The organism is Methylorubrum sp. POS3, from assembly GCF_043352485.1.
Taxonomy (GTDB): Bacteria; Pseudomonadota; Alphaproteobacteria; order Rhizobiales; family Beijerinckiaceae; genus Methylobacterium; species Methylobacterium suomiense.
This window is the reverse complement of the sequence record NZ_JAPRBT010000001.1, coordinates 2,774,470-2,797,116: the sequence shown is the minus strand read 5'-3', so window position 1 is coordinate 2,797,116 and position 22,647 is coordinate 2,774,470. Positions and strand designations below refer to the sequence as shown.

Here is a 22,647-nt window from a genome sequence, read left to right as displayed (position 1 = left end):
CGTCCTGGGATATCGATGACGACCGAATCCGTCAGCGCCGATGGCCTGCCGCCCCTGCGGGAGGTCGTGCGCCGCCACGGCCTGGAGCCGAAGAAGGCGCTGGGCCAGAACTTCCTGTTCGATCTCAACCTCACCGGTCGGATCGCCCGCGGCGCCGGCTCGCTCGACGGCGTCACCGTGGTCGAGGTCGGCCCCGGGCCCGGCGGGCTGACCCGGGCGCTGCTGGCGGCGGGCGCCCGGCGCGTCATCGCCATCGAGCGCGACCCGCGGGCCCTGCCCGCGCTCGCCGAGATCGCCGCGCATTATCCCGGCCGCCTCGACGTGGTCGAGACGGACGCGCTCGGCTTCGATCCGCGGCCGCTGATCGGCGATGGACCGGCGCGGATCGTCGCGAACCTTCCCTACAATGTCGCGACGCCCCTGCTGACCGGCTGGCTCGGGGCCGACCATCACGACGAGGCGTGGCCGCCCTGGTGGGATTCGGCGGTGCTGATGTTCCAGCGCGAGGTGGCCGAGCGCATCGTCGCCGACGAGGGCGACCGGGCGAATTACGGGCGTCTCGGTGTGCTCTGCGGCTGGCGCACCCAGGCGACGATCCTGTTCGACGTGGCCCCCTCCGCCTTCGTGCCCCCGCCCAAGGTCACCTCCAGCGTGGTCCATCTGCGCCCGCGATCGGAGCCCCTGCCCTGCCGGATCGCCGATCTGGAGCGTGTGACCCGCGCGGCCTTCGGCCAGCGGCGCAAGATGCTGCGCCAGAGTCTCAAGGGCGCCACCGCTGATCCCGCCGCATTGCTGGCCGCCGTTGGCCTGCCGGAGACGGCGCGGGCGGAAGAGATCCCGGTCGAAGGCTTCGTCGCCCTCGCCCGCGCCCTCGCGGAACGTCCATAGGGCCCGGCGCCGGACGGCCTCTGCGCGTTAAAGCGCTCGTATATCTGTCTTTTTCCTAGGGTCTCGGCAGCTGTGCTGCGGGTCTGTGGTCGGAATCCGTATTCGCACGGGTTGCATCGGGCCGGCGCCTGCTTCGTCTATCCATCCGCAAGGATTCGATACCGGATCTGCATTTCTTCTTGAATATCGGTTCTGTTTCGGACGATGGTCGAGCGAGGACGCGCCAGACGTCTACGTTTCACAGGGGCCGATGTGATGATCATAGAAGGTTTCACGGACAATCCGATCGCGGGCGATACGATTGGCCTCGTGCCGACGTCTTAGGTCTGGAGTGTTTGCCTGGTGAGAGGGCGCACCCCTATGTCGCTGCTCAGTCTCTAGAGACGTGCGTGACCTGACCGTGTCGGGTCAGCGCCTTTAGGGTTCTGTTGTGTCGCGCATTTCTTCGATGAACCGACGATCGTCTCGTTGGAATGCGCAGCGGCGCGCGACCGTTGCTGACCAAGGGCGCGCCTGTTCGTACGGGACGTGATCGGCCGTGAGAGTGTTTGACGATATTCCGGCGCCGGCGTCCGGCTCGTCCTATGGCGGGCTGTTCTCCACGCGCGTCTACGAGGCCTCATCGGGCGGTACGCTCCGCCTCGACGATGCCGCCCTGCTGTTCAAGGGTGAGTTCACGCGCGTCGGCGCCGATCTCGTGATCGGTGACGGCTTCCACCGCGTGATCGTGCACGATTACTTCGCCGTCGAGCTGCGCCCGCGGTTGGAGGCGCCCAATGGCGCCGCTCTGAGCGAGACGGCGATCGCGGCCTTGAGCCTGCACCCGCACGGCGAGCAGGTGGCGCAGGCCGGTGCGCCGGAGCCCGCCGGGCCGATCGGCCGGGTCCAGACCTTGACCGGCACCGCGACCGTCATCCGCAACGGCGTCAGCGTCTCGCTCCGGGTCGGCGACCTCGTCTACAAGAACGACGCGCTCCAGACCGGCCGTGACTCCTCGCTCGCCGTGTCCTTCCTCGACGGCACCCTGTTCAATCTCGCCGCCGACGCACGGATGGTGCTGAACGGCATGGTCTATGCCGAGGGCGGCACCGGCAACTCGGCCCTGTTCGACCTCGTCCAGGGCACGATCTCGTTCGTGGCCGGCAAGGTCGCCAAGACCGGTGACATGAAGGTCGGCACGCCCGTGGCCACCATGGGCATTCGCGGCACCGCGGTGCATGTCCAGATCGAGGCGAATGGCGGCGATACCCGCTTCTCGGTGATGACCGAGCCCGATGGGACGGTCGGTCGCTTCGAGGTCTATGACCGCAACGATCCCTCCAAGATCCTGTTCACGGTCTCCGACCCGAGCGTCGCCACCACCGTCCATCCGGAAGGCGGGCGCGAGCCGCGGATCGAGACCGTGCAGAAGACCCTCGCGGAGATCGCCGAGGAGAAGGACCTCGTCCAGTCGCTGTTCAAGACCATTGCCGAATCGCCGCGACTGCCGGTGTTCCAGGGGCCGCCCGGTGGCGGGCCCGGTTCGGGCGTTCCGCCCAACACGTTGCCGGACGGGCCCGATGGCGGCCCGGACGCGACCGGGCCGCGCAACCCGCCCGACACGCTGCAGCCCAATCGCGGACCCTTCACGCCCGGCCCTGGCGGGAACGAGCCCCCCGGCAACGGAACGCCCGGCCAAGACGGGCCGGATCGCGATGGCCGCGGCCCGCCGCCGGGCGAGCCGGATCGCGAGACGCCGCCCTTGGCGGTGCTGCCGCAGACCGTGCCGGTGTTGCAGGACGCCGCCCTTACCGCGACCGATCCGGCCCGGGGCCTGCTCGGCTCGGGTTCCGTGTCCGGCTCCGCCGCGCTCAGCGTGCTCGCCGCCCGCGCCGGGACGGGGCCGGACGGAGCCGACACCCCGCTCTCCGGCGGCAGCCTGTCGCTCCGGGGTGCCTACGGCGATCTCGTCCTGCACGCGGACGGGACCTATTCCTACACCGCCGATCGGGCGGCCTTCCTCTCCGAGGGGCGGGTCGGCACCGACGCCTTCAGCGTCACCGTCGGCGGCCCGAACGGGGCGCTCCTGCACACCGTCTTCACGATCGATGTGACCGGGCGCAACGACGCGCCGACATCCGGCCGTCCGCTCGTGCTCGCCGAGAGCCGGGCGGGCGAGCCTCGCGCGATGAGCGCCGCCGATCTCCGCGCGGGCGCCACCGATCTCGACGGCGACACCCTCGGCATCGCCGATCTCGCCGTAGCGAGCGGCGGCGGGCGGATCGTCGATCTCGGCGACGGGCAATACCGCTACGAGTCGGATGCGCAGTCCCACGGCACGGTCACCCTGAGCTATCGCATCACCGACGGCCATGGGGGCTCCTGTGACCAGACCGCGACCTTCACGCTGATCGAGGTCGAGGCGCCCCCGGTCCTGATCCTACCGGGCGGAGAGGCGAGCTACCGGGAGGATGCCGCGCCGCTCCTCCTCGCCGAGGGTCTGACGATCCGGGACGCCGACGGCACCAGCCTGAGCTCCGCCACCATACGGATCACCGGGAATTTCCGGGCCGGCGAGGATGCGCTCGCCGTCAGCCTGACCGAGGGCGGCCCGATCCGCGCCGCGTACGATTCCTTCACCGGCGTTCTGACGCTCTCGGGCCAAGCGAGCCTTGCCGATTACGCGAAGGCGCTGGTCTCGCTCACCTACGCCAATGGCAGCGACGCTCCATCCGAGGCGCCGCGAACGGTCTCGATCACGGTGGTCGATACCGATGGGCTGACGAGCGTACCGGTGATCCGCGAGGTCGCGGTGGTGGCGCGCCCGGACGCGCCGGAGGCGCGCGACGACAACGCCTTCGTCGAGGCCGGCAACGCGGTCACGATCTCGGTGCTTGCCAACGATGCCGATCCCGACGGCGGCGCCGTCACCCTCGGCGCGGTCGGCGAGCCCGGTCACGGCGCGGCGGTGCTGAACCCCGACGGCACGGTCACCTATACGCCGAAGGCGGGCTTCACCGGCCCCGACAGCTTCACCTACACGATCCGCGACGCCGATGGCCTGACCGCGCAGGCGACCGTCGACGTGATCGTGGGCCGGGCCGGCCATCAGGCCATCGACGGAGATGTGTTCCTGCAGGGCGCCTATATGGAGATCGGCGTCGCCCAGCACGGTTCGCTCGGCTCGAAATCCGACGCACCGGAGGGGTTCCACCCTCAGGCGGGCGGTGGGCGGCAGCTGTCCTTCGTGATCGACGACGACGGCTGGGACACCGGTGCGGACACCACCTCCAACGACGTCACGATTCCCGGCACGCCCGAGGACGCCATCGTCATCGCCCATGACGGCCAGAGCTTCGCCAATTCCGAACGCACGAACAATATCCAGTTCGAGGCGACGACCACCGACACGTCGAGCGGCGGGCGGCTCCAGGCGACGACGATCGGCACCACCGCGGATGGCCTGAAGCTCACCCAGGTGATCGATCTCGACCCGAACGCCACCTATTTCCGCACCACGGTCACGCTCACGAACACCAGCGCCACGACGATGGCGGATGCCCGCTTCCTGCGCAGCTTCGATCCCGATCAGGACGCGATCCGTTACGGCGATTTCGCCACCGACAACGACGTCCTGTCGAACCCAACGGACCAGGGCGGCGTCGCGGTCGTCCAGGCCTACGGCCCGAATTCCGGCGTGTCGGTCAATCTCGTCGCCTTCGACAAGGCGGCGCGGGCGTCGAGCGATGGCTTCTACAACCACGACGCCTATCTCCCGAACGTCTACGACACGCCGCGGGACCCGAACGGCGCCCACGACGACGTCGGCATCTCGCTCACCATCAAGTTCGGCGACTTGGCCCCCGGCCAAGCCGCGACCCATAGCTTCTACACCTCGCTCAACGGGCGCCAGGGCGCCAACGATCTCGTGGTGGGCAGCGCGCGCGCCGAGACGCTGGACGGACGCGGCGGCGACGACATCATCCTCGGGCTCGGCGGCGGCGACACGCTCACCGGCGGCACCGGACGGGACACCTTCGTGTTCGATGCGCCGACCTTCGGGAAGACCAGCATCACCGACTTCACGGCGGGCGCCGACCTCCTCGAATTCGACCGCGCGGTCTTCGGCAGCGCCGAGGCCGTGCTCGGCCGCGCCGCGCAATCCGGCGGCGACGTGACCATCGCCTACGACCGGGACCATGTCCTGACCCTCAAGAACATGCTGCTGGCCGACCTTCACGCCAGCGATATCCACATTCTGTGACGGGCCGGCGCAGACCCGCCGGCCTCCACCTCTCCGCCCCGTCGAGGGCCCGAGCGTGTGCCTCGGGCCGACCGCGTCGATGCCGTCGCCTCAATGGGCGGGCAGCGAGGCTCCGGGCTTGTCGTGCCGGCCGAAGCGCTCGACCAGCGTCGCGCTGGCCTCGTTGAGGCCGATCACCTCGACGGTCATTCCCTGGCGGCGCGCCTTCATGACGACCCGGTCGAGGGCGCCCACCGCCGAGATGTCCCAGAAATGGGCCGCGTGCACATCGATGACGAGGTGATCCACCGGCTCGCGGGCGTCGAGCGCCTCGGTGAAGGCACCGGCCGAGGCGAAGAAAACCTGTCCGCTGACCCGGTAGGTCCGGGTGCGCCCGTCCGGCGCGAGTTCGGACGTGACGCGGGCCATCCGCGAGACCTTGCCGGCGAAGAACACCCCCGACAGCAGCACGCCCACCAGCACGCCGATCGCCAGATCCCGGGTCGCGACCACGACGGCCACGGTGGCCAGCATCACCAGGGAGGACGGCAGCGGGTTGGTGCGCAGTTCGAGGAGCGAGCGCCAGGAGAAGGTGTTGAGCGAGACCATGATCATCACCGCCGTCAGGGCCGCGACCGGCACGATGGCGAGCAGATCCTGCAACAGCACCAGCAGCACCAGCAGGAAGGCGCCAGCCACCAGCGTCGAGAGCCGGCCACGGGCCCCCGAGGAGACGTTGATGACCGATTGCCCGATCATGGCGCAGCCGCCCATGCCGCCGAACGCCGCCGAGGCCATGTTGGCGAGCCCCTGTCCGACGCATTCGCGGTTCTTGGAACTGCCGGTGTCGGTCATGTCGTCGACGATCTGCGCCGTGAGCAGGCTCTCCAGGAGGCCGACCGCCGCGAGCGTGAGCGCGTAGGGCAGGATGATCCGCAGGGTCTCGAAGGTGAGCGGCACGTCGGGCAGCGCGAAGGACGGCAGCGCCGTCGGCAGGGCGCCGAGATGGGCGACGGTGCGCACGTCGAGCCCGAGCCAGGCGGTGAGCCCGGTCAGGACCACGATCGCGACCAGCGGCGAGGGCACCGCGCGGGTGATCCGGGGGACGCCGTAGATGATGGCGAGCCCGAGCGCGATCAGCCCGTAGGTGGCCGGACTGACGCCGATCAGTTCCGGCCATTGCGCCAGGAAGATCAGGATCGCGAGCGCGTTGACGAAACCGGTCATCACCGAGCGCGAGACGAAGCGCATCAGCCGCCCGAGCCGCATCAGGCCGGCCGCGATCTGGATCACGCCCATCAGGAGCGTGGCGGCGAACAGGTAGGACACGCCGTGATCGCGCACGAGATCGACCATCACCACGGCGGTCGCGGCGGTGGCGGCCGAGATCATGGCCGGTCGCCCGCCCGCGAAGGCGATGACGATGGCGATGACGACGGAGGCGTAGAGGCCGACCTTCGGATCGACCCCGGCGATCACCGAGAAGCCGATTGCCTCCGGGATCAGGGCGAGGGCGACGACGATGCCCGACAGCGTGTCGGCCCAAGGCGAGCCGAGCCACGCGCGGGCGGCGTTCTTGACAGGGGACATGAGAAAATTCCGCAGGGGGACGCGGCGCCGCACAGGAGGCGGGGCGATGGAGGCGTCTCGAATGCGTGATCCGGCGGATCGGCGGCCGGAAGAGCCACCCGGGCTTGCACCGGGTCCAGGCGAGTTCCTCGCTTCTAGAACGTCAGGTGCTGCGGTGCAACACGGCGAAAACCGGTATGCGCCCCGGCCGGGATGTCCCAGGCTCGCCAATGGCGCGCCGCTGGAAAACCCTTTGCAAGGACCGGCATTCCGCATCCTTGTTATGGGTTTTTGCAAAAAGCCGGCCTATGGATCGATCGGTCCGGCCCTTGTGATGGGTTTTTCGTGAAGCGCGATCACCTCGTCCATGCCGTGAGAGAACGGCTCGTCCGCCTTCCACCCCCCCACGCCAGCCATTACGGCGTCGTTCCGGCGCGCCCGCCGGAGGCCGGGATCGCTCTGACGGAGGTGCTGTCCCGGCTCAGCCGGGCGAGCCAGGCAATCGGGCGCGTGCAGGCGCTGGCCGAGGACATGGAGGACCACTTCCAGATCAGCCGCATCCTCAAGCGCCAGGAAGCGATCAGTTCGTCCGCCATCGAGGGCACGAACAGTACCCTCGACGAACTCCTCGCGGTCGAGGACGCCGAGGACGAGGATGCGCGTTCACAGGTGAGGCAGGTGCGCGACTACGCTGTCCTGCTCGACCGCCTTGTTCCCGAGGCGCAGGCGCGCGGCCCCGCGATCTTCACGCTGGACATGATTCAGCGCCTCCATGCTGAAGCGATGCGATCGGATAGCGACTACAGAGATGTCCCCGGCAAACTCCGCCAGACGGTGGTCTGGATAGGCGGGGGCGGCCACATCGCCTACTCGACCTGGAATCCGCCCCCGCCCGACCGTGTCCGCGATTGCCTGCTCGATACGATCGATTACCTGCGCAACGAGGGTCTGCAGGCCGTCCACCAGAACCTTGTCACCCGAATGGCGGTGGCGCACGCTCATTTCGAAGCTGTACACCCGTTCCGCGACGGCAATGGGCGCGTCGGGCGCCTGCTGCTGCCGATCATGATGGCCGCGGACGGCACCGTGCCACTCTATCTCTCGTCCTATATCGACGCGCACAAGGACGAATATTACGCCGCCCTGAAGGGCGCGCAGCAACAGCTCGAATGGGCCGGAATCGTCGGCTTCCTCGCCGACGCCGTCATTGGCACCGTCGATGAACTCATGGTCACCCGCCGCGCCCTGAAGCGCCTCCAGGGCGAATGGATCGGACGGCGCAAGTTCCGGAAGAATGCGGCCTCGACGCGCGCGCTCGACGTGCTGACCAATCATCCGGTGCTGACGGTGAAGCGCCTCGGTCAGTTGCTTGACGTCTCCTCCGCCCAGGCGAGCCAAGCGGTCGATCAACTCGTCGCGGTCAACATTTTGCGCGAGCGGACCGGCTACCAGCGCAACCGCGTCTTCGTCGCGAGCGAGGTGCTGACCATCGTCAATCGCCCGTTCGGCGCGGAGCCGGCCTTACCGGAGCGGCCCAACGACGCGACGGCGTGAGGGCCGGCTCGGACACCCCGCCCCTATCGCAAAAAGCTCACCGCCACCGGCACCAGCACGGCGGTCAGGAAGGCGTTCAGTCCCATGGCGATGCCGGCGAAAGTGCCGGCGACCTCGCTGACCTGAAAAGCGCGGGCCGTGCCGAGGCCGTGGGCGGCGAGCCCCGCCGCGAAGCCGCGGGCGCGCATGTCCTCGATGTGGAGCAGGCGCATCAGCGGCGTGACGATCACGGCACCGGCCATACCGGTCATCATCACGAGCACGGCGGCGAGGGTCGGATCGCCGCCGAGCGCCTCGACGATGCCCATGGCGACGCCCGTCGTCACCGATTTCGGGGCCATGGCCAGCATCACCTCGTAGGGGATGCCGGCGAGGGTCGCGAAGACGAGGGCCGAGCCCATCGCCGTGACGCAGCCGACGACGAGGGCGGCCCCCATCGGCAGCAAGGCGCGCATCACCGTCTCGCGACGCTCGTAGAGCGGTACGGCGAGGGCGACGGTGGCGGGACTGAGCAGGAAATGGACGAACTGCGCGCCCTGAAAATAGGTCGGATAGGGCGTGCCGGTGGCGAGGAGCACCAGCGCGATCATCCAGACCGAGTGGATCACTGGGTTGGCGATGGGGTGGCGCCCGGCGGCCTGAAACAGCCGGTCGGCCACGGCATAGGCCAGCAGCGTCACCGTCAGCCACAGCAGCGGCGTGCGGCTGAGATAGACCCAGAGGGCGAAATCGCCGCTCATGGCGCTTCAGCCTTCCGCCGGGCCATCAGGCGCGAGACCGCGACGAAGGTCAGCACCGTGGTGACGAGCGTCAAAGTCACGGAGAGGCACAGCACGATGGCCAGTGCGATCCCGTGGCTCGCCAGGACGTCGAGCTTGCCGACGATGCCCACCGCGGCCGGCACGAACATGATCGAGAGATGGGCGAGCAGCCCCTTGGCCGTGTTCTCCAGCCCGCCATCGACCAAGGGCGGCGGCAACAGGCGATGGGAGGCCGGGCGCCACCGGTCGCGCAGAACCAGAAAGGCCAGCAGCAGCGCCATGCCGATGACCGGTCCCGGCACCGGCACGCCGACGGCGCGGGCGCAGGCCTCGCCGAGGAGCTGCGCCAGCAGGATCAGGGTCAGGCCGACGATCATCGCGCCCGCTCCCGGCGATGAGCCATGATCATCGTCGCCGGTCTCAGGCGAGGGCGGCCGCGCCGCCGCTCTGGGCGCGCCGCCGGGCGGCGTGGATGCCGTCCTCGTCGAAGCCCAGGAGCTTGCCGAGCCGCCAGACCAACGCCTCCTCGAATTCGTGCACCGTGCCGTCGGCGCCCGCGACCGACCAGGCCATGGCAAGCAGCCGCTCGCGCTGCTCGGGGGCGCCGTCCTCGCCGATCAGCTCGACGAGGCTCGTCAGGTCGCGGGTCTGCGCATCGAAGACGGAGGCGCGCTCGATCAGCGCCGCCGCCTCCGCGTCGCTGGCGGCGTAGCGCCCGCGCACGAGGCGGACCAGCCGCTCGAACTCGGCCGCGTCGAGCACCCCGTCGGCGCGGGCGACATGGACGAGGAGCGCGGTCGCGGCGAGGTGCTCCTCGCTGCCGTCCGGCGGCGGCTCGGTCTCGGGCGGCAGGCCGAAGGCGGCGGAGGCGTAGGCGAAAAGGCGGGACAACATGGCCATAACGGAATGCTCGTAGCCCATTCAAGCGCGCTGCGGGAGAGTTGCCGCGTCGGACCGCGGATCGATCCCGGATCGGCGTCAGATCTCGATGCGCCCGCCCGGGGCGCTCAGGCCGGGGGCGAGGCCCGCATCCAGGGCGACGCTCTTGACGATGGCGTGGACGGACCGGCCGACCGCGAGGTCGAGATCGCGGGCCGAGGCGCGGGTGAGCCGGGCGAGCAGGATCGCCTCCCCGCAGGCGACCTCGACGAGACAGGCGGCGCCCTCCTCCCGCAGGCCCGCGACGCGGCCGGGCAGCACGTTGCGGGCGCTCAAGGAGCGCGGTGCCTCGGTGGCCAGCAGGACGTCGCGGGCCGGCAGGCGCAGGTTCAGCCGCCGGCCCACGGGGAGCGCCAGGAGGGGCACGTCGAGCGTGCCGGCCGGGCCGACGAGCCGGGTCAGGCCGGCGTCGGGATCGTGCGTCGTCACCGTCATGGCGAGCACGCTGCCGGCCTCCGCGCCATCGGGGATCAGGTCGGACCGGCGCAGCACCGCATCGACCGATCCCTGGCCGACGACGCGGCCCCCCTCCAAGACTACCACCGTCGAGGCGAGGCGGGCGACTTCGGCGACCGAGTGGCTGACATAGACGATCGGCAGCCCAGCCTCGTCGCGCAGTCGCTCGATATAGGGCAGGATCTCGCGCTTGCGGGCCTCGTCGAGGGCCGAGAGCGGTTCGTCCATCAGCAGCAGCCGCGGGCGCGCCAGCAGGGCCCGGCCGATGGCGACGCGCTGGCGCTCGCCCCCCGACAGCCCGGCCGGGCGCCGCTCGAGCAGCGCCGCGATGCCGAGAAGCTCCGCCACCGCCTCCAGCGACGGGCCACCCTGTCCGCGGGAGAAGAGCCGGCCGAAGCGCAGATTCTGCCGAACGGAAAGATGCGGCAGCAGCCGCGCCTCCTGGAACACGCAGCCGATCCGGCGGCGATGCACCGGGACCCGCACGCCCCGATCCGTATCGAGCAGGACCGTACCGTCGACGACGATGCGCCCCCGCTGCGGTTGGGCGAGGCCGGCGATCAGGTCGATCACCGTGGTCTTGCCCGAGCCGGAGCGGCCGAACAGGGCGGTGAGCCCGGCGCCCGCCGTGAAGGCGACCTCCAGCGAGAAGGTGGCGCGATGGAGCGTGACGTCCACGTCGATCGTCACGGGCTAAGGGCTCCGCGGCGCGGTTGCGGCGTTGTCGGCGGGACACGAGGAGACCCGATGATCACCGTCCATCACTTGGAGAACAGCCGCTCGCAGCGGGTGCTGTGGCTGCTCGAAGAACTCGGGACCGCCTATACGGTGAAGCGCTACGAGCGGGACCCGGCGACGATGCGGGCTCCGCGGGAGCTGCGCGCCATCCATCCCCTGGGCAAGTCGCCCGTGATCGAGGCGGACGGCCGGATCGCCGCGGAGACCGGGGCGATCGTCGAATTCCTGACCGAACGGGCGGGCGGTGCCTTGGTGCCGGCGCAGGGCAGCGCGGAGCGCGCCCGCTACACCTACTATCTTCACTATGCTGAGGGCTCGGCGATGCCGCCGCTGCTCCTCAAACTCGTCTTCTCCCGGCTGGCTCCCGGTAGCCCCGCCCTGCTCCGTCCGCTGGTTCGGGCGATCGCCGGGAAGGTTACGGACGGTTTCGTCGATCCGGAGCTGCGTCGGCACGCAGCGTATTGGGAAACGGAGCTCGCCGAGCGCCCCTATTTCTGCGGGCCGGATTTCACCGCGGCCGACATCATGATGAGCTTCCCCCTCGAAGCCTTCGCCGCACGCGGCACCGGCGCGGGGCCGCGGGTGACGGATTGGCTTGCCCGCATCCATGCGCGCCCGGCCTATAGCCGCGCGCTCGCGCGGGGCGGAGCCTATGCCTACGCCTGATCGCGATGCGCGCCGCATCAGGCCGCCCCCAGCCGCCGGCTCATGCGCCGCGCCAGCCATTCGGACGCGACCAGGGCCAGCATCGAGACCGCCACGGAGACGAGGGTGAGACGGAGCGCGGCCCCCTCCCCGCCCGGCACCTGGGTCAGGGTGTAGATGGCCGAGGGCAGGGTTTGGGTCTCGCCGGGGATGTTCGAGACGAAGGTGATCGTCGCGCCGAACTCGCCCATCGCCTTGGCGAAGGCCAGCACCGCTCCGGCAAGGCAGCCGGGCAGGCTCAGCGGTAGGGTAACGAGCAGAAACACCAGCGGCGGTGACGCTCCCAGGGTGCCCGCCGCCTGTTCCAGCTTGCCGTCCACGGCCTCGATCGACAGCCGCATCGCCCGGACCATCAGCGGAAAGCCCATCACGGCGCAGGCGAGCGCCGCCCCGGTCCAGCGGAAGGAGAACACGATGCCGATCTCCGCGAGCCACGCGCCGAACACGCCCCTGCGCCCGAAGCCGAGCAGCAGCAGGTAGCCGGTCACGACCGGCGGGAGGATCAGCGGCAGATGCACCAGCCCGTCGAGCAGCGCGTGGCCGGGAAAGCGCCGGCGCGCCAGCAGCCACGCGACGAGAAGGCCGAGCGGCAGGCTGCACAGGGTCGCTACCGCCGCGACCTTGAGGGAGAGGAAGAGCGCCGTCACCTCGTCCGGGGTGAGACCGAGCCCGCTCAGCACGGCGCGGTCAGCCGTCGCGCGCTCAGGAACGCTTCTCCGTGCCGATCACGACGAAGCCCTGGCGCTCGAAGAACGGCCGGGCGGCCGGGCTGCGCAGATAGCTCAGGAAGGCCGCGCCGTCGGCGTTGCGGGAGTCCTTGGTGAGCGCCGCCGGATAGACGATGGGCGGATGGCTGCCCTCGGGAAACGTCGCCACCACATCAACGCTCGGATCACTCGCCGCGTCGGTGGCGTAGACGATGCCGAGCGGCGCCTCGCCGCGGGAGACGAGCAACAGGGCAGCGCGGACGTTCTCGGCCTGGGCGACCTGTGACTTCACGCCGTCCCACGCGCCGAGCTTTTCCAACGCCGCCTTCCCGTACTTGCCCGCCGGCACCGCTTCGACATTGCCCATGGCGAGCCGCCCGCCGGCCAGGGCCCTGGCGAGGTCGACGCCCGGCTCCAGGGCAATCTTGGTGTTCGCCCCCTTCGGCGCCACCAGCACGATCGCGTTGCGCAGGAGGTTGATGCGGGTCTCGGGGCGGATGGTGCCGTTCTTCTCGGCATAGTCCATCCAGGCCAGATCGGCCGAGAAGAACAGGTCGGCGGGTGCCCCCAACTCGATCTGCTTGGCCAGCGCATTGGAGCCCGCATAGGAGATCCGGCTGGTCTTGCCGGTCTCCTTGGTCCAGGCCGCACTGGCCTCGTCGAGGGCATTCTTCAGGCTGGCGGCGGCGAAGACGACCACGGGCTCCTCGGCCCGCGCCGGGAGGGCCGCCGACACTGTTCCCGCGGCGAGGGCGAGAGCGAGGCCGGCGATCCAGGCGCGGCGGGGGCGGGATACGGTCACGGCCATGATCTCCGAGCGCCGCCGTGGCGGCGACCCGCAAGCGCTATAGCCGAATGGGAACGACGCTGCCAGGGCCGAGCGGCAGCGCCCCGTATGTCAGCTGTTGTCCGGCCCGGTGGCGGAAGGCTCCGGCTCGCCGGCGGTGAAGCCCTCGAGCCAGTCCAGGCTCTGCTGCGAGCCGGCCTCGTAGGGGTTGGCGGAATCGGGCTTGCCTTGCGCCTTGGCGGCCCGGCCCTCGTCGTAGATCGTCCGCGACACCACAGCCATGAGTTCGTCCTTTCAAAGGGAGGGTCCGGCCGACAAGCCGGTTCGGCGCGGGGAGTTCCGTCGAACGACCGTCTCAGGCAGCGGAAGTCGGATCGTCCCCCAGCCGCGTCTCGGCCCGATGAAGTCGGCTGAGCAATACGAGCAACGAACCCGGCAACGGGGCCTCCAGGGCGCCGGTATCGAGGATCGGTGACCGCTCGGTGCGACGGCGGTCGGGCCGAGGCTCCTGCTTGACCACGATTGGCGGGCGGCGGCGGCGGGTGGGTTTGGGTGTCATGACGCGACCGGTACTCAGGACGCCTGTGTTGGAACGAGAGGCCGGTGGGAACGCGGTTTCACCGAACCGGTTCCGCGCTTTCCGGCTACAAATTAAACATGTTGCCTGCGGATTAGGCGGTTTATGCCTTGCCTGTGCTGCCGATACGACAGGTCTCCTCCTGGGGCGGCGGCGGTCCGATCCGCAAAACCCGTGGCCGGATGAAGCGGCCGGTGTTAGAGGGCGCTCCATGCTCGAAGGCCTGCCGCCGCACCGTCCGACCCACGTCCTGCGCCTGATCACGGACGAGCCGTCCGCGCGCGCCATGACCGAACTCCTCGGTGAGATGTTCGATCCCATGGAGACGGCGGTGGCCGCCTTCGAGGTCGAGGAGACCGGGGCTTGGCGCCTGGAGGCCTATTTCTCCGAGGAGCCGGACACGGAGATGATCCTCGACTTGATTCGCCCGTTGGTGGGCGATCAGGCGGATGCGGCGGTCTTCGAGACCATCGACCAGCAGGATTGGGTGAGAGCCTCGCTGGAGGGGTTGAAGCCCGTACGGGCCGGCCGCTTCCTCGTTCACGGCTCGCATGACCGCGAACATGTGCGTCCCAACGACCTCGCCATCGAGATCGAGGCGGCGCTGGCGTTCGGCACGGGTCACCACGGCACCACTCTGGGCTGCCTGCGGGCGCTGGTCGCCGAGCTGAAGCGCCGCCGTCCGGCCCGCGTGCTCGATGTCGGCACCGGCACCGGCATCCTGGGGTTTGCCGCCGCCCGCGCGCTGCACGTGCCGGTCGTCGCGGGCGATCTCGATCCGGAAGCGGTGGAAACGGCCCGGGGCAATGCCCGCCGCAACGGCCTCGGACCCCTGATGCGGCTCTACCAGGGCCCCGGCGTGCGTCACGCCCTGGCCGACCGCGCCCGCGGCTTCGATGTCGTCTTCGCCAACATCCTGGCCCGGCCCCTCAAGCGCCTCGCCCCTTCGCTGACGGCGGTGGTGGCCGATGACGGCGTCCTGATCCTGTCGGGCCTGATCGAGCGCGATGTGCCCGGCGTCCTCTCGACCTACCGCCATCGCGGTTTCCATCTCGCCCGCGCCGGGCTCATCGAGGGGTGGGCCACGCTGGTGCTCCGGCGCGGCGGTGCGGCGGCCCGGCCGCGCTGAGTTCCTCGCGGTCGAACTCGGCTTCGTTTCGCGTCGTCTCGACAAGCGTCGAACCGGGCGTCGGGAAACCGAACCCGCGCGGCTCGAAAGCGGTCCGCAGTCGCGGCATCACGATCCGTCCCGGCCTCACGCGGTCCCTCGACCGGCTCCCGACAAATCGCCCGCCGAACACGGAGGCAGCGATTGGAGTGGATGCCGGTTTCGAATGGCACTCTGCACAATGGTGATGCAGCGCCGAGTCGTCATGGGAGTGCGATTTCAGAGAGCCGGCATCCAAAACAAAACGTAAATACAAAATTAATGGTGCGGCGCTTCGCGTAATCGTGAACGGTGCGAATTCATCGATCGGAAAGAAACACTTTCTACCTGGCGCATGGAATGTATGGGTTCGTGCGGGGTTGGTGTGCTGAAAGTTGTTGGCTGCATCGTCGAGCAGCATGACCTCTTGCTTGTGGGCTTGGCCGCTCTCGTCTGTACGCTCGCAGCCGGAACCTGCATCGCGCTCCTGCGCCACGCTGATCGATCGAAGGGACGGCTGCATTACCTCTGGCTCGGCGTGGCGGCCGTGGCCGGTGGGTTCGGCATCTGGGCGACGCATTTCATCGCCATGCTCGCCTTCGAGCCGGGCCTGCCGAGCGGCTATCATCTCGGCCTCACGGCGCTCTCGCTCGTCTACGCCATCGTCTTGACCGGCCTCGGGTTGACCCTTGCCCAGCTGCGCTCCCTGCCGGCGGCCCCGGTTCTGGGCGGCATCGTTCTCGGCGGCGGGATCGCCGCCATGCATTACACCGGCATGGTGGCCTACGAGGTCGCCGGGCACGTGCAATGGGATCCAAGTCTGGTCGCGGCCTCTCTCGTCCTGGGGAGTCTGCTGGGGGCAGCCGGCCTCTCGGCGGCCCTCGCGGATCGCGGCAGGCGCGGCACCGTCCTCGGCGCCTTCCTGCTGCTGCTCGCGATTTGCAGCCATCATTTCACGGCCATGGGGGCCGTCACGATCCTGCCGGACCCGACCGTCGATATTTCGGACGGTGCCATACCGTCCCGCTGGCTCGCGGTCGGCGTCGCGTGCGCCAGCCTCGCGATCCTGTTCCTGGCCTGCGCTGCCCTGGCCCTCGACATCCGGGACCGCCGCCGCTTCAGCCTGGAGCGCGAGCGGCTGCACAGCCTCGCCAACGCGGCCGTGGAGGGCTTGGTCGTCTGTCAGGGGAATCGGATCGTCAACGCCAATGACAGCTTCGGCACGCTGGTCGGTCTGCCGGCCGGCGATCTGTCCGGTATCGAGCTGTCGCGGTTCCTGCCGGATGTCGTCGGCCCGCTGTCGAACGGGCAACCGGATCAGGCGGTGGAGACCGAACTCGTCTGCGTCGCGGGCGGCACCGTTCCGGTCGAACTGATCGTGCGGCCCGTCACCTACGGCAATCGTCCTCACTATGCCGTCGCCGTGCGCGACCTCCGGGCCCGTCGCCGCGCCGAAGGGCAGATCCAGTTCCTCGCCTATCACGACCCGCTGACCGGCCTCGCCAACCGCGCCAGCTTCCGCCAGCGACTCGACCAGGAGCTGAAGGTGGCGCAGGCCGCCAAGCGCAAGCTCGCGGTGCTCTGCCTGGATCTCGACCGCTTCAAGGAGGTCAACGACCTGTTCGGTCACCCCACCGGTGACGCTATGTTGGTCAACGTGGCGCGCTCCGTCACGGCCATCCTGAACGAAACGCAGATGATGGCGCGTCTGGGTGGCGACGAGTTCGCCATCCTGGTCCCTTGCGAGCATGCAGTGGAGGCCGGTCGCATCGCCGAGCAGGTCATCGAAGCGCTGCGCGCCGGCATCGGCGAGACCAACACGCCGACGATCGCCACCAGTGTCGGCATCGCCCTGTATCCCGACGATGCCGAGGAGCGCAGTCTGCTTCTGAGCTACGCCGATACCGCACTCTATAAGGCGAAGTCCGAAGGCCGGGGGACCTATCGCTTCTTCGAGGCGCGGCTGGGCATGCAGGTGCGCGACCGCCGCATGCTCGAGCACGATCTGCGACACGCCGTGGCGCGCGGCGAGATGCAACTCGTCTACCAGCCGCAGACCGATGTGCAGAGCGGCGCAGTCCTCGGATTCGAGGTCCTGCTGCGGTGGCATCATCCCGACCGCGGGGCCGTCCCTCCCTCCCTCTTCATCCCGATCGCCGAGGAGAGCGGCGCGATCCTGCAGATCGGGGAGTGGGTCCTGCGCGAGGCTTGCCGGGAGGCCGCGACTTGGACAAATCCGCTTTCCGTCGCCGTCAACGTGTCGGCGGTGCAGGTCCATGCCTCCCACTTCGTGCAGCTCGTCCACGAAGTTCTGTTCCAGACCGGTCTCAAGCCGGAGCGTCTCGAGATCGAGATCACGGAGACGGCGCTCATCCGTGATCCGGGGCGTGCGCAATCGACCCTGCGGCAGCTCAAGGCGCTGGGTCTACGGATCGCGATGGACGATTTTGGAACCGGTTACTCGTCCCTCTCGAATCTCCGCACCTATCCGTTCGACAAGATCAAGATCGACGGTTCCTTCGTCCGATCCGTCGATGAGAACGAACAGACCAAGGCGATCGTGCGATCGGTTCTCGGCCTCGGGCGCGGACTTGGCCTGCCCGTTCTGGCCGAGGGTGTCGAGACGGAGGCCGAACTCGCATTCCTGATGTCCGAGAGCTGTCAGTCCGCTCAAGGCTATCTGATGGGCAAGCCGGCACCGATCGACCAGTTCTCCGCCCATACGACCGGCGTGAACGCCACCATGCAAACAAGAGCGGTGGCCTAACGTCTCGACGTCAGCGTCCGCGGGCGACGCCGGGAAGCCGCTTCAAGCGGTTTGGCCCGGCTTGCGCGGCTCTTTGTTTATGTGACGGACATTTCTGAGAGTCACACCGGGCTTGTTCTCGCTCACTGCCACGATCACGACAGATCGAAGCGCCGCAGCATGGGAATGCCGCATGAACTGCACACCTCTTGGAATTTCAGGAGGCGTTCGATCGGAATCAGTGCATGATTCCAGGCCTGAGCGTCGAACAAGACTTCGCCGCCGTCATGAATCGCCATATCGGGCCGTAGGCGGAAATCGATGTAGGACATCTCACGCGCGAGATGTCGAATGCGATGTCTCTGCGCTTTGTCGAGCACCTCGATAAAGACGAAGGGGCGTTCCCGCTTGATGGTTTCGACGGCACCTTCCAAGAAAGCGTGCTCATGACCTTCGATATCGGCTTTGATCACGCTGATCGGTGATCGGATTTCGATGCTGTCGAGCGTTGCGACACCGATTTCGAGGCTGCTCCCCGACGGCGTGTGTCTCTTGAAATCGGCTTCTAGGGAGGCGCTGGTTTCGATCAGCCCGTGGCCTGGATCGGGGATGTGCAGCGTGGTTCTACCGATCTGGTTGCTCAGTGCGATTGTGTGAATGTCGACAGCGTTCCGGAGGTTGTTGAGGTCCAGATTGCGCTCAAACGCTTCGAGCGCCGAGGGAAACGGCTCGAAAGCAATGATGGGCCGACCCGGCGCGATGACGCCTGCCATCACGGAATACACACCCGTGTTCGCACCGACATCGATGAATGCACCCTCGATCCGAATGAGGCTTGCCATCATCAGCATCGGCAGCGGCGCTTCGTAACTGCCTTTTACAATATCGCGAGCGACCTGATCGGCGCCATTGGCCGTGTCAAGCTTGAAGGATCGACCTGCAAAATTGACATCAACGCAGTTATTTCTTCCCGCGCGGCTAGGCGAAGGGACCGATGATTGAGTGTCATCTACGCTGATCGCAGATGAAGGGCCTTTAACGTCCATGGCAGCCGGCCTTTATATTGATGTACTCGGTTGATTTGATTGGCGTGTATGATCAGGCTATTCGCGGCCAACACAGGTGAAATTTGGCTTGCAAGGCTCGCTGTCTCAGTAAAACAAGGTATGCAGAAAATCAAATTCGCGATATTCGACTCGTCTCCCGCAGTTTATGTAGGAAATATAGCCATTGAATGTATGTTTATATATTGTTAAATATGTTCGAATTTCGGATGATTGCAAGATTTCAGCCCTGCCCAAAATGAGATGCGGGTTCTAAATGAACCTCTTGTTGGTCTGGCAGGCATGAGCGCGTGCAAGCCCATCGGCCACGCAATCCCGTTGCGTCCACGCCACCTGTCGGGAAGCGTCCTGAACGGTTTCGCCCGTTTTCATGTCCGTGATGCGGTATGCCGTTTCGCCCCGGCACCGGGTGCTCCGCTTGGGCGCGTCGCAAATGGAGGGGCGATTTGTGAAACGCCCGACTACGCCGAGGGGGGCTTCACGACCACGGCTCGCCATCCGGCGGATCAGCCCACGGCCGACGCAGATATGCGGTCGGCCTCCGCCACCGCCTGGTCCATCCGGGGCACGCCCGTACGCCCCTCCCCCGAACCCCGTGCCATTGTCCCGGCTCCGCCTGCGGCGTAACCCTGACCCCATGACCCGCACGCGCTTTCAGACCTTCGACGATCCGAGCCACGCCAAGGGGCCCGAACGGATCGAGGCCCTGCGGGCGGCCCTGCGCGAGATCGGCGCCGACGGGTTCGTCGTGCCGCGGGCCGACGAGCATCAATCGGAATATGTCCCGGCCAATGCCGAGCGGCTCGCATGGCTCACCGGCTTCACCGGCTCGGCCGGCACGGCCATCGTGCTGGCCGACCGCGCCGCCCTGTTCGTCGACGGGCGCTACACCGTGCAGGCCCCCGCACAGGTGGACACTCGGACGATCACGGTGGTCCCGCTGGCCGAGACGAGCCCGGAAGCATGGCTCGGCACGCATCTGAAGGCCGGGCAGAGTCTGGCCTACGATCCGTGGCTGCACACGCCGGACGGGCTCGCCCGGTTGGAGCGGGCCGCGACCAAGGCCGGAGCCACGCTGCGCGCCGTCGAGACGAACTTGGTCGATGCGGTCTGGGCCGGGCGCCCGCGCCCGCCCGCGGGCCGGATCGCGGTGCATCCCGAGGCACTGGCCGGAGAGGGCGCCGCCGACAAGCTGGCGCGGATCCGCGCCGCGCTCCGCGAGGGCGGGCTCGACGGTCTCGTCGTCTCCGATCCGCACAATCTCGCTTGGGCGTTCAATCTGCGCGGGGCCGACATCGCCCACACGCCCCTGGCGCTGGGCTACGCCCTGATCCCGGTGGAGGATCGGGCCGTCCTCGCACTCACCTCGCCCGAATTCGATCCGGATCTGCGCGAAGCCCTCGCGCCCCTGGCCGATCTGCGCCCCCGGACGACGTTCCCCGGGGCGCTCGCCGCCCTCTGCGCCGGGGCCGCGCGGCTGCGCCTCGATGCGGCCACGGGTTCCGCGGCCTTGCGATCCCTCGTGGAAGCGGCGGGCGGCGTCGCCGATGTCGGGCCGGATCCGATCACCGCCATGAAGGCGGTCAAGAACGCCGCCGAAATCGCCGGCACCCGCGCCGCCCATCATCGCGACGGCCTTGCCGTGACGCGCTTCCTCGCATGGCTCGACCGGGCAGGCCCCGTGACCGAGATCGAGGCGGTGGAGGCGTTGGAGGATTTCCGGGCGGAGAGCGGGAATCTGCGCGACGTCTCCTTTCCGACGATCTCCGGCTCGGGCGCGAACGGCGCCATCGTGCATTATCGCGTCACCCGCGCCACCGACCGGCGGAGTGAGGCCGGCGAGCTGTTCCTGATCGATTCCGGCGCGCAATACGCCGACGGCACCACCGACATCACCCGAACAGTCGCCGTGGGGACGCCTTCGGACGAGATGCGGGCGCGCTTCACCCGCGTGCTGAAGGGCCATATCGCCATCGCCCGCGCGGTGTTTCCCGAGGGGACGACCGGGGCGCAGATCGACGCGCTGGCCCGACTCAGCCTGTGGGAGGCGGGGCTCGACTACGATCACGGCACCGGCCACGGCGTCGGCGCCTTCCTCTCGGTCCATGAGGGGCCGCAGCGCATCGCCAAGACCGGCACGGTGGCCCTGAAGCCCGGGATGATCCTCTCGAACGAGCCGGGCTACTACAAGGCCGGCGCCTACGGCATCCGCATCGAGAACCTCGTCCTCGTCGAGGAGCGCCCGATTCCCGGCGGAGAGCGAACGATGTTGGGCTTCGAGACCCTGACGCTCGCCCCGATCGACCGGCGCCTCGTCGTCCCGGACCTTCTCGGCGCCGCCGACGCCGCTTGGCTGGACGCCTACCATGCACGGGTGCGCGAGCGCTTGGCGCCCGATCTCGACGGGGAGACGCGGGCTTGGCTGGAGGCGGCGACGAGCCCGCTCGCCGGGGCCCTGGCGTGACGGCCCGCCCCGCCATCCTCTTCGTCTGCCTGGGCAATATCTGCCGCTCGCCCCTGGCCGAGGCCGCGTTCCGGCTCGCGGCGGAGCGGGCCGGTCTGGACGTCACGGTCGATTCCGCCGGGACCGGCGATTGGCATGTAGGCGAGCCGCCCGATCCGCGGGCGATCGCGGTGGCCCGCGCTCACGGCCTCGACATTGCCGGCTATCGCGGCCGACAGGTGAGCCCGGCGGATTTCGAGCGGTTCGATCATGTCGTCGCGCTCGATCACGCCAACCTGGAGCGTCTGCGCGCCCTGCGGCCCGAGGGTGCGCGGGCGAGCCTGAGCCTGCTCCTCGATCACGTGCCCGGCCGGGCGGGCGAGCCGGTCGCGGACCCCTATTACGGCGGGCCGGAGGGGTTTGCGACGACCTGGGACGACGTGACGAGCGGCGCCCGGGCCCTCGTCCGCCGGATTGCGGACGGCGCGTGAGCCCCGATGCGCTCGCCCGGCGCGCCGCCGCCCTGCTGGGCAGCGAACTGGCACAGTTCAGACGGCTGACCGGGGGTGACCTCTCCGATTGTCTCCTGATCCGCCTCACCGATGGGCGCGAGGCGGTGGCGAAGTCGGGCCCCGCCCCCAGCACGGAAGCCGAGATGCTGGCGGCGATCGCCGCGACCGGCGCCCCGGCGCCCGCAATCCTCGCCGTCGATGACACGGTTCTCGTCCTTCAGCGTCTCCCGGATCAAGGAGGCAGCGCGCCGGCCGAACTCGGCCGCGCCGTGGCCCGCCTCCATGCCGCGCGGGGGGGCCTCTATGGCTGGCGGACCGACTACGCCTTCGGCCCCGTGGCCATCGAGAATGCATGGTGCGAGGATTGGCCCGCCTTCTGGGGCGAGCGGCGCCTGCTATGCCACACACCCCATCTGCCGCCTGCCCTCGTCCAGCGCCTCCAGAAACTCGTCGACGATCTGCCGAACCGCCTGCCGGCGCGGCCCCGTCCCGCCCTGCTCCACGGCGACCTGTGGGGCGGCAACGTCGTCTATGACGGCGGGCGCGTCGCGGGCCTGATCGACCCGGCCTGCTATCACGGTCACGCCGAGGTCGATCTCGCCATGCTCGCCCTGTTCGGTCGGCCCGGCCCCGGCTTTCGCGAGGCCTACGGCGCTCCCGAACCGGGAGAGGTCGAGCGCGTCGCGATCTACCAGCTCTGGCCGGCTCTGGTGCATCTGCGCCTGTTCGGCGCCGGCTATCGCGGGCTGGTCGAGGGGCTGCTGAAGGTGGCCGGGGTCTGATCCGCGCGATCCGTCCGACTTGCGCAAACGCGCGCCCCTCTCCGTAGTGT

Annotated in this window: 18 protein-coding genes and 1 other annotated feature; of the genes, 9 read left to right on the top strand and 9 right to left on the bottom strand. The window is 68.9% G+C overall.

The window, feature by feature from the left end; all coding sequences use genetic code 11:
- Positions 1 to 15 precede the first annotated feature (15 nt).
- Positions 16 to 888, top strand: coding sequence for a 16S rRNA (adenine(1518)-N(6)/adenine(1519)-N(6))-dimethyltransferase RsmA (rsmA, locus tag OWC43_RS13080; protein WP_393956974.1), 873 nt, complete (start codon positions 16 to 18; stop codon positions 886 to 888).
- Between the two features lie 538 nt (positions 889 to 1,426).
- Positions 1,427 to 5,131, top strand: coding sequence for a cadherin-like domain-containing protein (locus OWC43_RS13075; RefSeq protein ID WP_393956973.1), 3,705 nt, complete (start codon positions 1,427 to 1,429; stop codon positions 5,129 to 5,131).
- 90 nt (positions 5,132 to 5,221) lie between these two features.
- On the opposite strand, the gene OWC43_RS13070 is transcribed toward OWC43_RS13075, so the two are convergent.
- On the bottom strand, positions 5,222 to 6,700 hold the full coding sequence (locus OWC43_RS13070) for a SulP family inorganic anion transporter (protein WP_137829181.1): 1,479 nt from the start codon (positions 6,698 to 6,700) through the stop codon (positions 5,222 to 5,224).
- A 64-nt stretch (positions 6,701 to 6,764) separates the two neighbouring features.
- Positions 6,765 to 6,820 (bottom strand) — a sequence feature (sul1 is cis-regulatory element that is thought to sense ions involved in sulfur or methionine metabolism; They are found in Alphaproteobacteria).
- A 204-nt stretch (positions 6,821 to 7,024) separates the two neighbouring features.
- Between OWC43_RS13070 and OWC43_RS13065 the strand changes: the two genes are divergently transcribed.
- Positions 7,025 to 8,233, top strand: coding sequence for a Fic family protein (locus tag OWC43_RS13065; RefSeq protein ID WP_393956972.1), 1,209 nt, complete (start codon positions 7,025 to 7,027; stop codon positions 8,231 to 8,233).
- Positions 8,234 to 8,256: 23 nt separating this feature from the next.
- On the opposite strand, the gene OWC43_RS13060 is transcribed toward OWC43_RS13065, so the two are convergent.
- From OWC43_RS13060 to modC, 4 genes are all read right to left on the bottom strand, one after another.
- The gene (locus OWC43_RS13060) at positions 8,257 to 8,973 is read right to left on the bottom strand and encodes an LrgB family protein (RefSeq protein WP_393956971.1); all 717 of its coding nucleotides are present in this window, start codon (positions 8,971 to 8,973) and stop codon (positions 8,257 to 8,259) included.
- On the bottom strand, positions 8,970 to 9,371 hold the full coding sequence (locus tag OWC43_RS13055; RefSeq protein ID WP_393956970.1) for a CidA/LrgA family protein: 402 nt from the start codon (positions 9,369 to 9,371) through the stop codon (positions 8,970 to 8,972). Before OWC43_RS13055 ends, OWC43_RS13060 begins: the two co-directional genes overlap by 4 nt.
- A 43-nt stretch (positions 9,372 to 9,414) precedes the next feature.
- On the bottom strand, positions 9,415 to 9,894 hold the full coding sequence (locus OWC43_RS13050; RefSeq protein ID WP_137829178.1) for a TerB family tellurite resistance protein: 480 nt from the start codon (positions 9,892 to 9,894) through the stop codon (positions 9,415 to 9,417).
- Positions 9,895 to 9,972: 78 nt separating this feature from the next.
- The gene (gene modC, locus OWC43_RS13045) at positions 9,973 to 11,079 is read right to left on the bottom strand and encodes a molybdenum ABC transporter ATP-binding protein (RefSeq protein ID WP_393956969.1); all 1,107 of its coding nucleotides are present in this window, start codon (positions 11,077 to 11,079) and stop codon (positions 9,973 to 9,975) included.
- A 57-nt stretch (positions 11,080 to 11,136) separates the two neighbouring features.
- On the opposite strand from modC, the gene OWC43_RS13040 reads away from it, so the two are divergent.
- Positions 11,137 to 11,793, top strand: a complete 657-nt coding sequence (locus OWC43_RS13040; RefSeq protein WP_393956968.1) for a glutathione S-transferase — start codon at positions 11,137 to 11,139, stop codon at positions 11,791 to 11,793.
- 17 nt (positions 11,794 to 11,810) lie between these two features.
- Here the strand turns inward: OWC43_RS13040 and modB are convergent, their stop codons facing one another.
- From modB to OWC43_RS13025, 3 genes are all read right to left on the bottom strand, one after another.
- Positions 11,811 to 12,512: a molybdate ABC transporter permease subunit gene (gene modB, locus OWC43_RS13035; protein WP_393956967.1), complete on the bottom strand. Its 702-nt coding sequence runs from the start codon at positions 12,510 to 12,512 to the stop codon at positions 11,811 to 11,813.
- Between the two features lie 22 nt (positions 12,513 to 12,534).
- Positions 12,535 to 13,341 carry a molybdate ABC transporter substrate-binding protein gene (gene modA / locus OWC43_RS13030; RefSeq protein WP_393956966.1) on the bottom strand — a complete coding sequence of 269 codons (807 nt, stop codon included), beginning with the start codon at positions 13,339 to 13,341 and terminating at the stop codon, positions 12,535 to 12,537.
- Positions 13,342 to 13,437: 96 nt separating this feature from the next.
- A complete protein-coding gene (locus OWC43_RS13025; protein WP_171015456.1) occupies positions 13,438 to 13,608 on the bottom strand; it encodes a hypothetical protein in 171 nt (56 codons plus the stop codon).
- Positions 13,609 to 14,114: 506 nt separating this feature from the next.
- Here OWC43_RS13025 and OWC43_RS13020 point away from each other — a divergent pair.
- Both OWC43_RS13020 and OWC43_RS13015 read left to right on the top strand, forming a co-directional pair.
- Entirely contained in the window at positions 14,115 to 15,032 is a 918-nt protein-coding gene (locus tag OWC43_RS13020) for a 50S ribosomal protein L11 methyltransferase (RefSeq protein ID WP_393956965.1), read from the top strand.
- A gap of 403 nt (positions 15,033 to 15,435) precedes the next feature.
- Positions 15,436 to 17,817: an EAL domain-containing protein gene (locus OWC43_RS13015; protein ID WP_393956964.1), complete on the top strand. Its 2,382-nt coding sequence runs from the start codon at positions 15,436 to 15,438 to the stop codon at positions 17,815 to 17,817.
- A gap of 134 nt (positions 17,818 to 17,951) precedes the next feature.
- Here OWC43_RS13015 and OWC43_RS13010 read toward each other — a convergent pair whose 3' ends face one another.
- The gene (locus OWC43_RS13010) at positions 17,952 to 18,842 is read right to left on the bottom strand and encodes an FkbM family methyltransferase (protein WP_393956963.1); all 891 of its coding nucleotides are present in this window, start codon (positions 18,840 to 18,842) and stop codon (positions 17,952 to 17,954) included.
- A 655-nt stretch (positions 18,843 to 19,497) separates the two neighbouring features.
- Between OWC43_RS13010 and OWC43_RS13005 the strand changes: the two genes are divergently transcribed.
- From OWC43_RS13005 to OWC43_RS12995, 3 genes are read left to right on the top strand one after another with little or no spacing between them, the layout of a single operon-like run.
- Positions 19,498 to 21,324 carry an aminopeptidase P family protein gene (locus OWC43_RS13005; protein WP_393956962.1) on the top strand — a complete coding sequence of 609 codons (1,827 nt, stop codon included), beginning with the start codon at positions 19,498 to 19,500 and terminating at the stop codon, positions 21,322 to 21,324.
- Positions 21,321 to 21,794, top strand: a complete 474-nt coding sequence (locus OWC43_RS13000) for a low molecular weight protein-tyrosine-phosphatase (RefSeq protein ID WP_393956961.1) — start codon at positions 21,321 to 21,323, stop codon at positions 21,792 to 21,794. The genes OWC43_RS13005 and OWC43_RS13000 overlap by 4 nt, the downstream gene beginning before the upstream one ends.
- Positions 21,791 to 22,597, top strand: coding sequence for a fructosamine kinase family protein (locus OWC43_RS12995; protein WP_393956960.1), 807 nt, complete (start codon positions 21,791 to 21,793; stop codon positions 22,595 to 22,597). The genes OWC43_RS13000 and OWC43_RS12995 overlap by 4 nt, the downstream gene beginning before the upstream one ends.
- Positions 22,598 to 22,647: the final 50 nt, after the last annotated feature.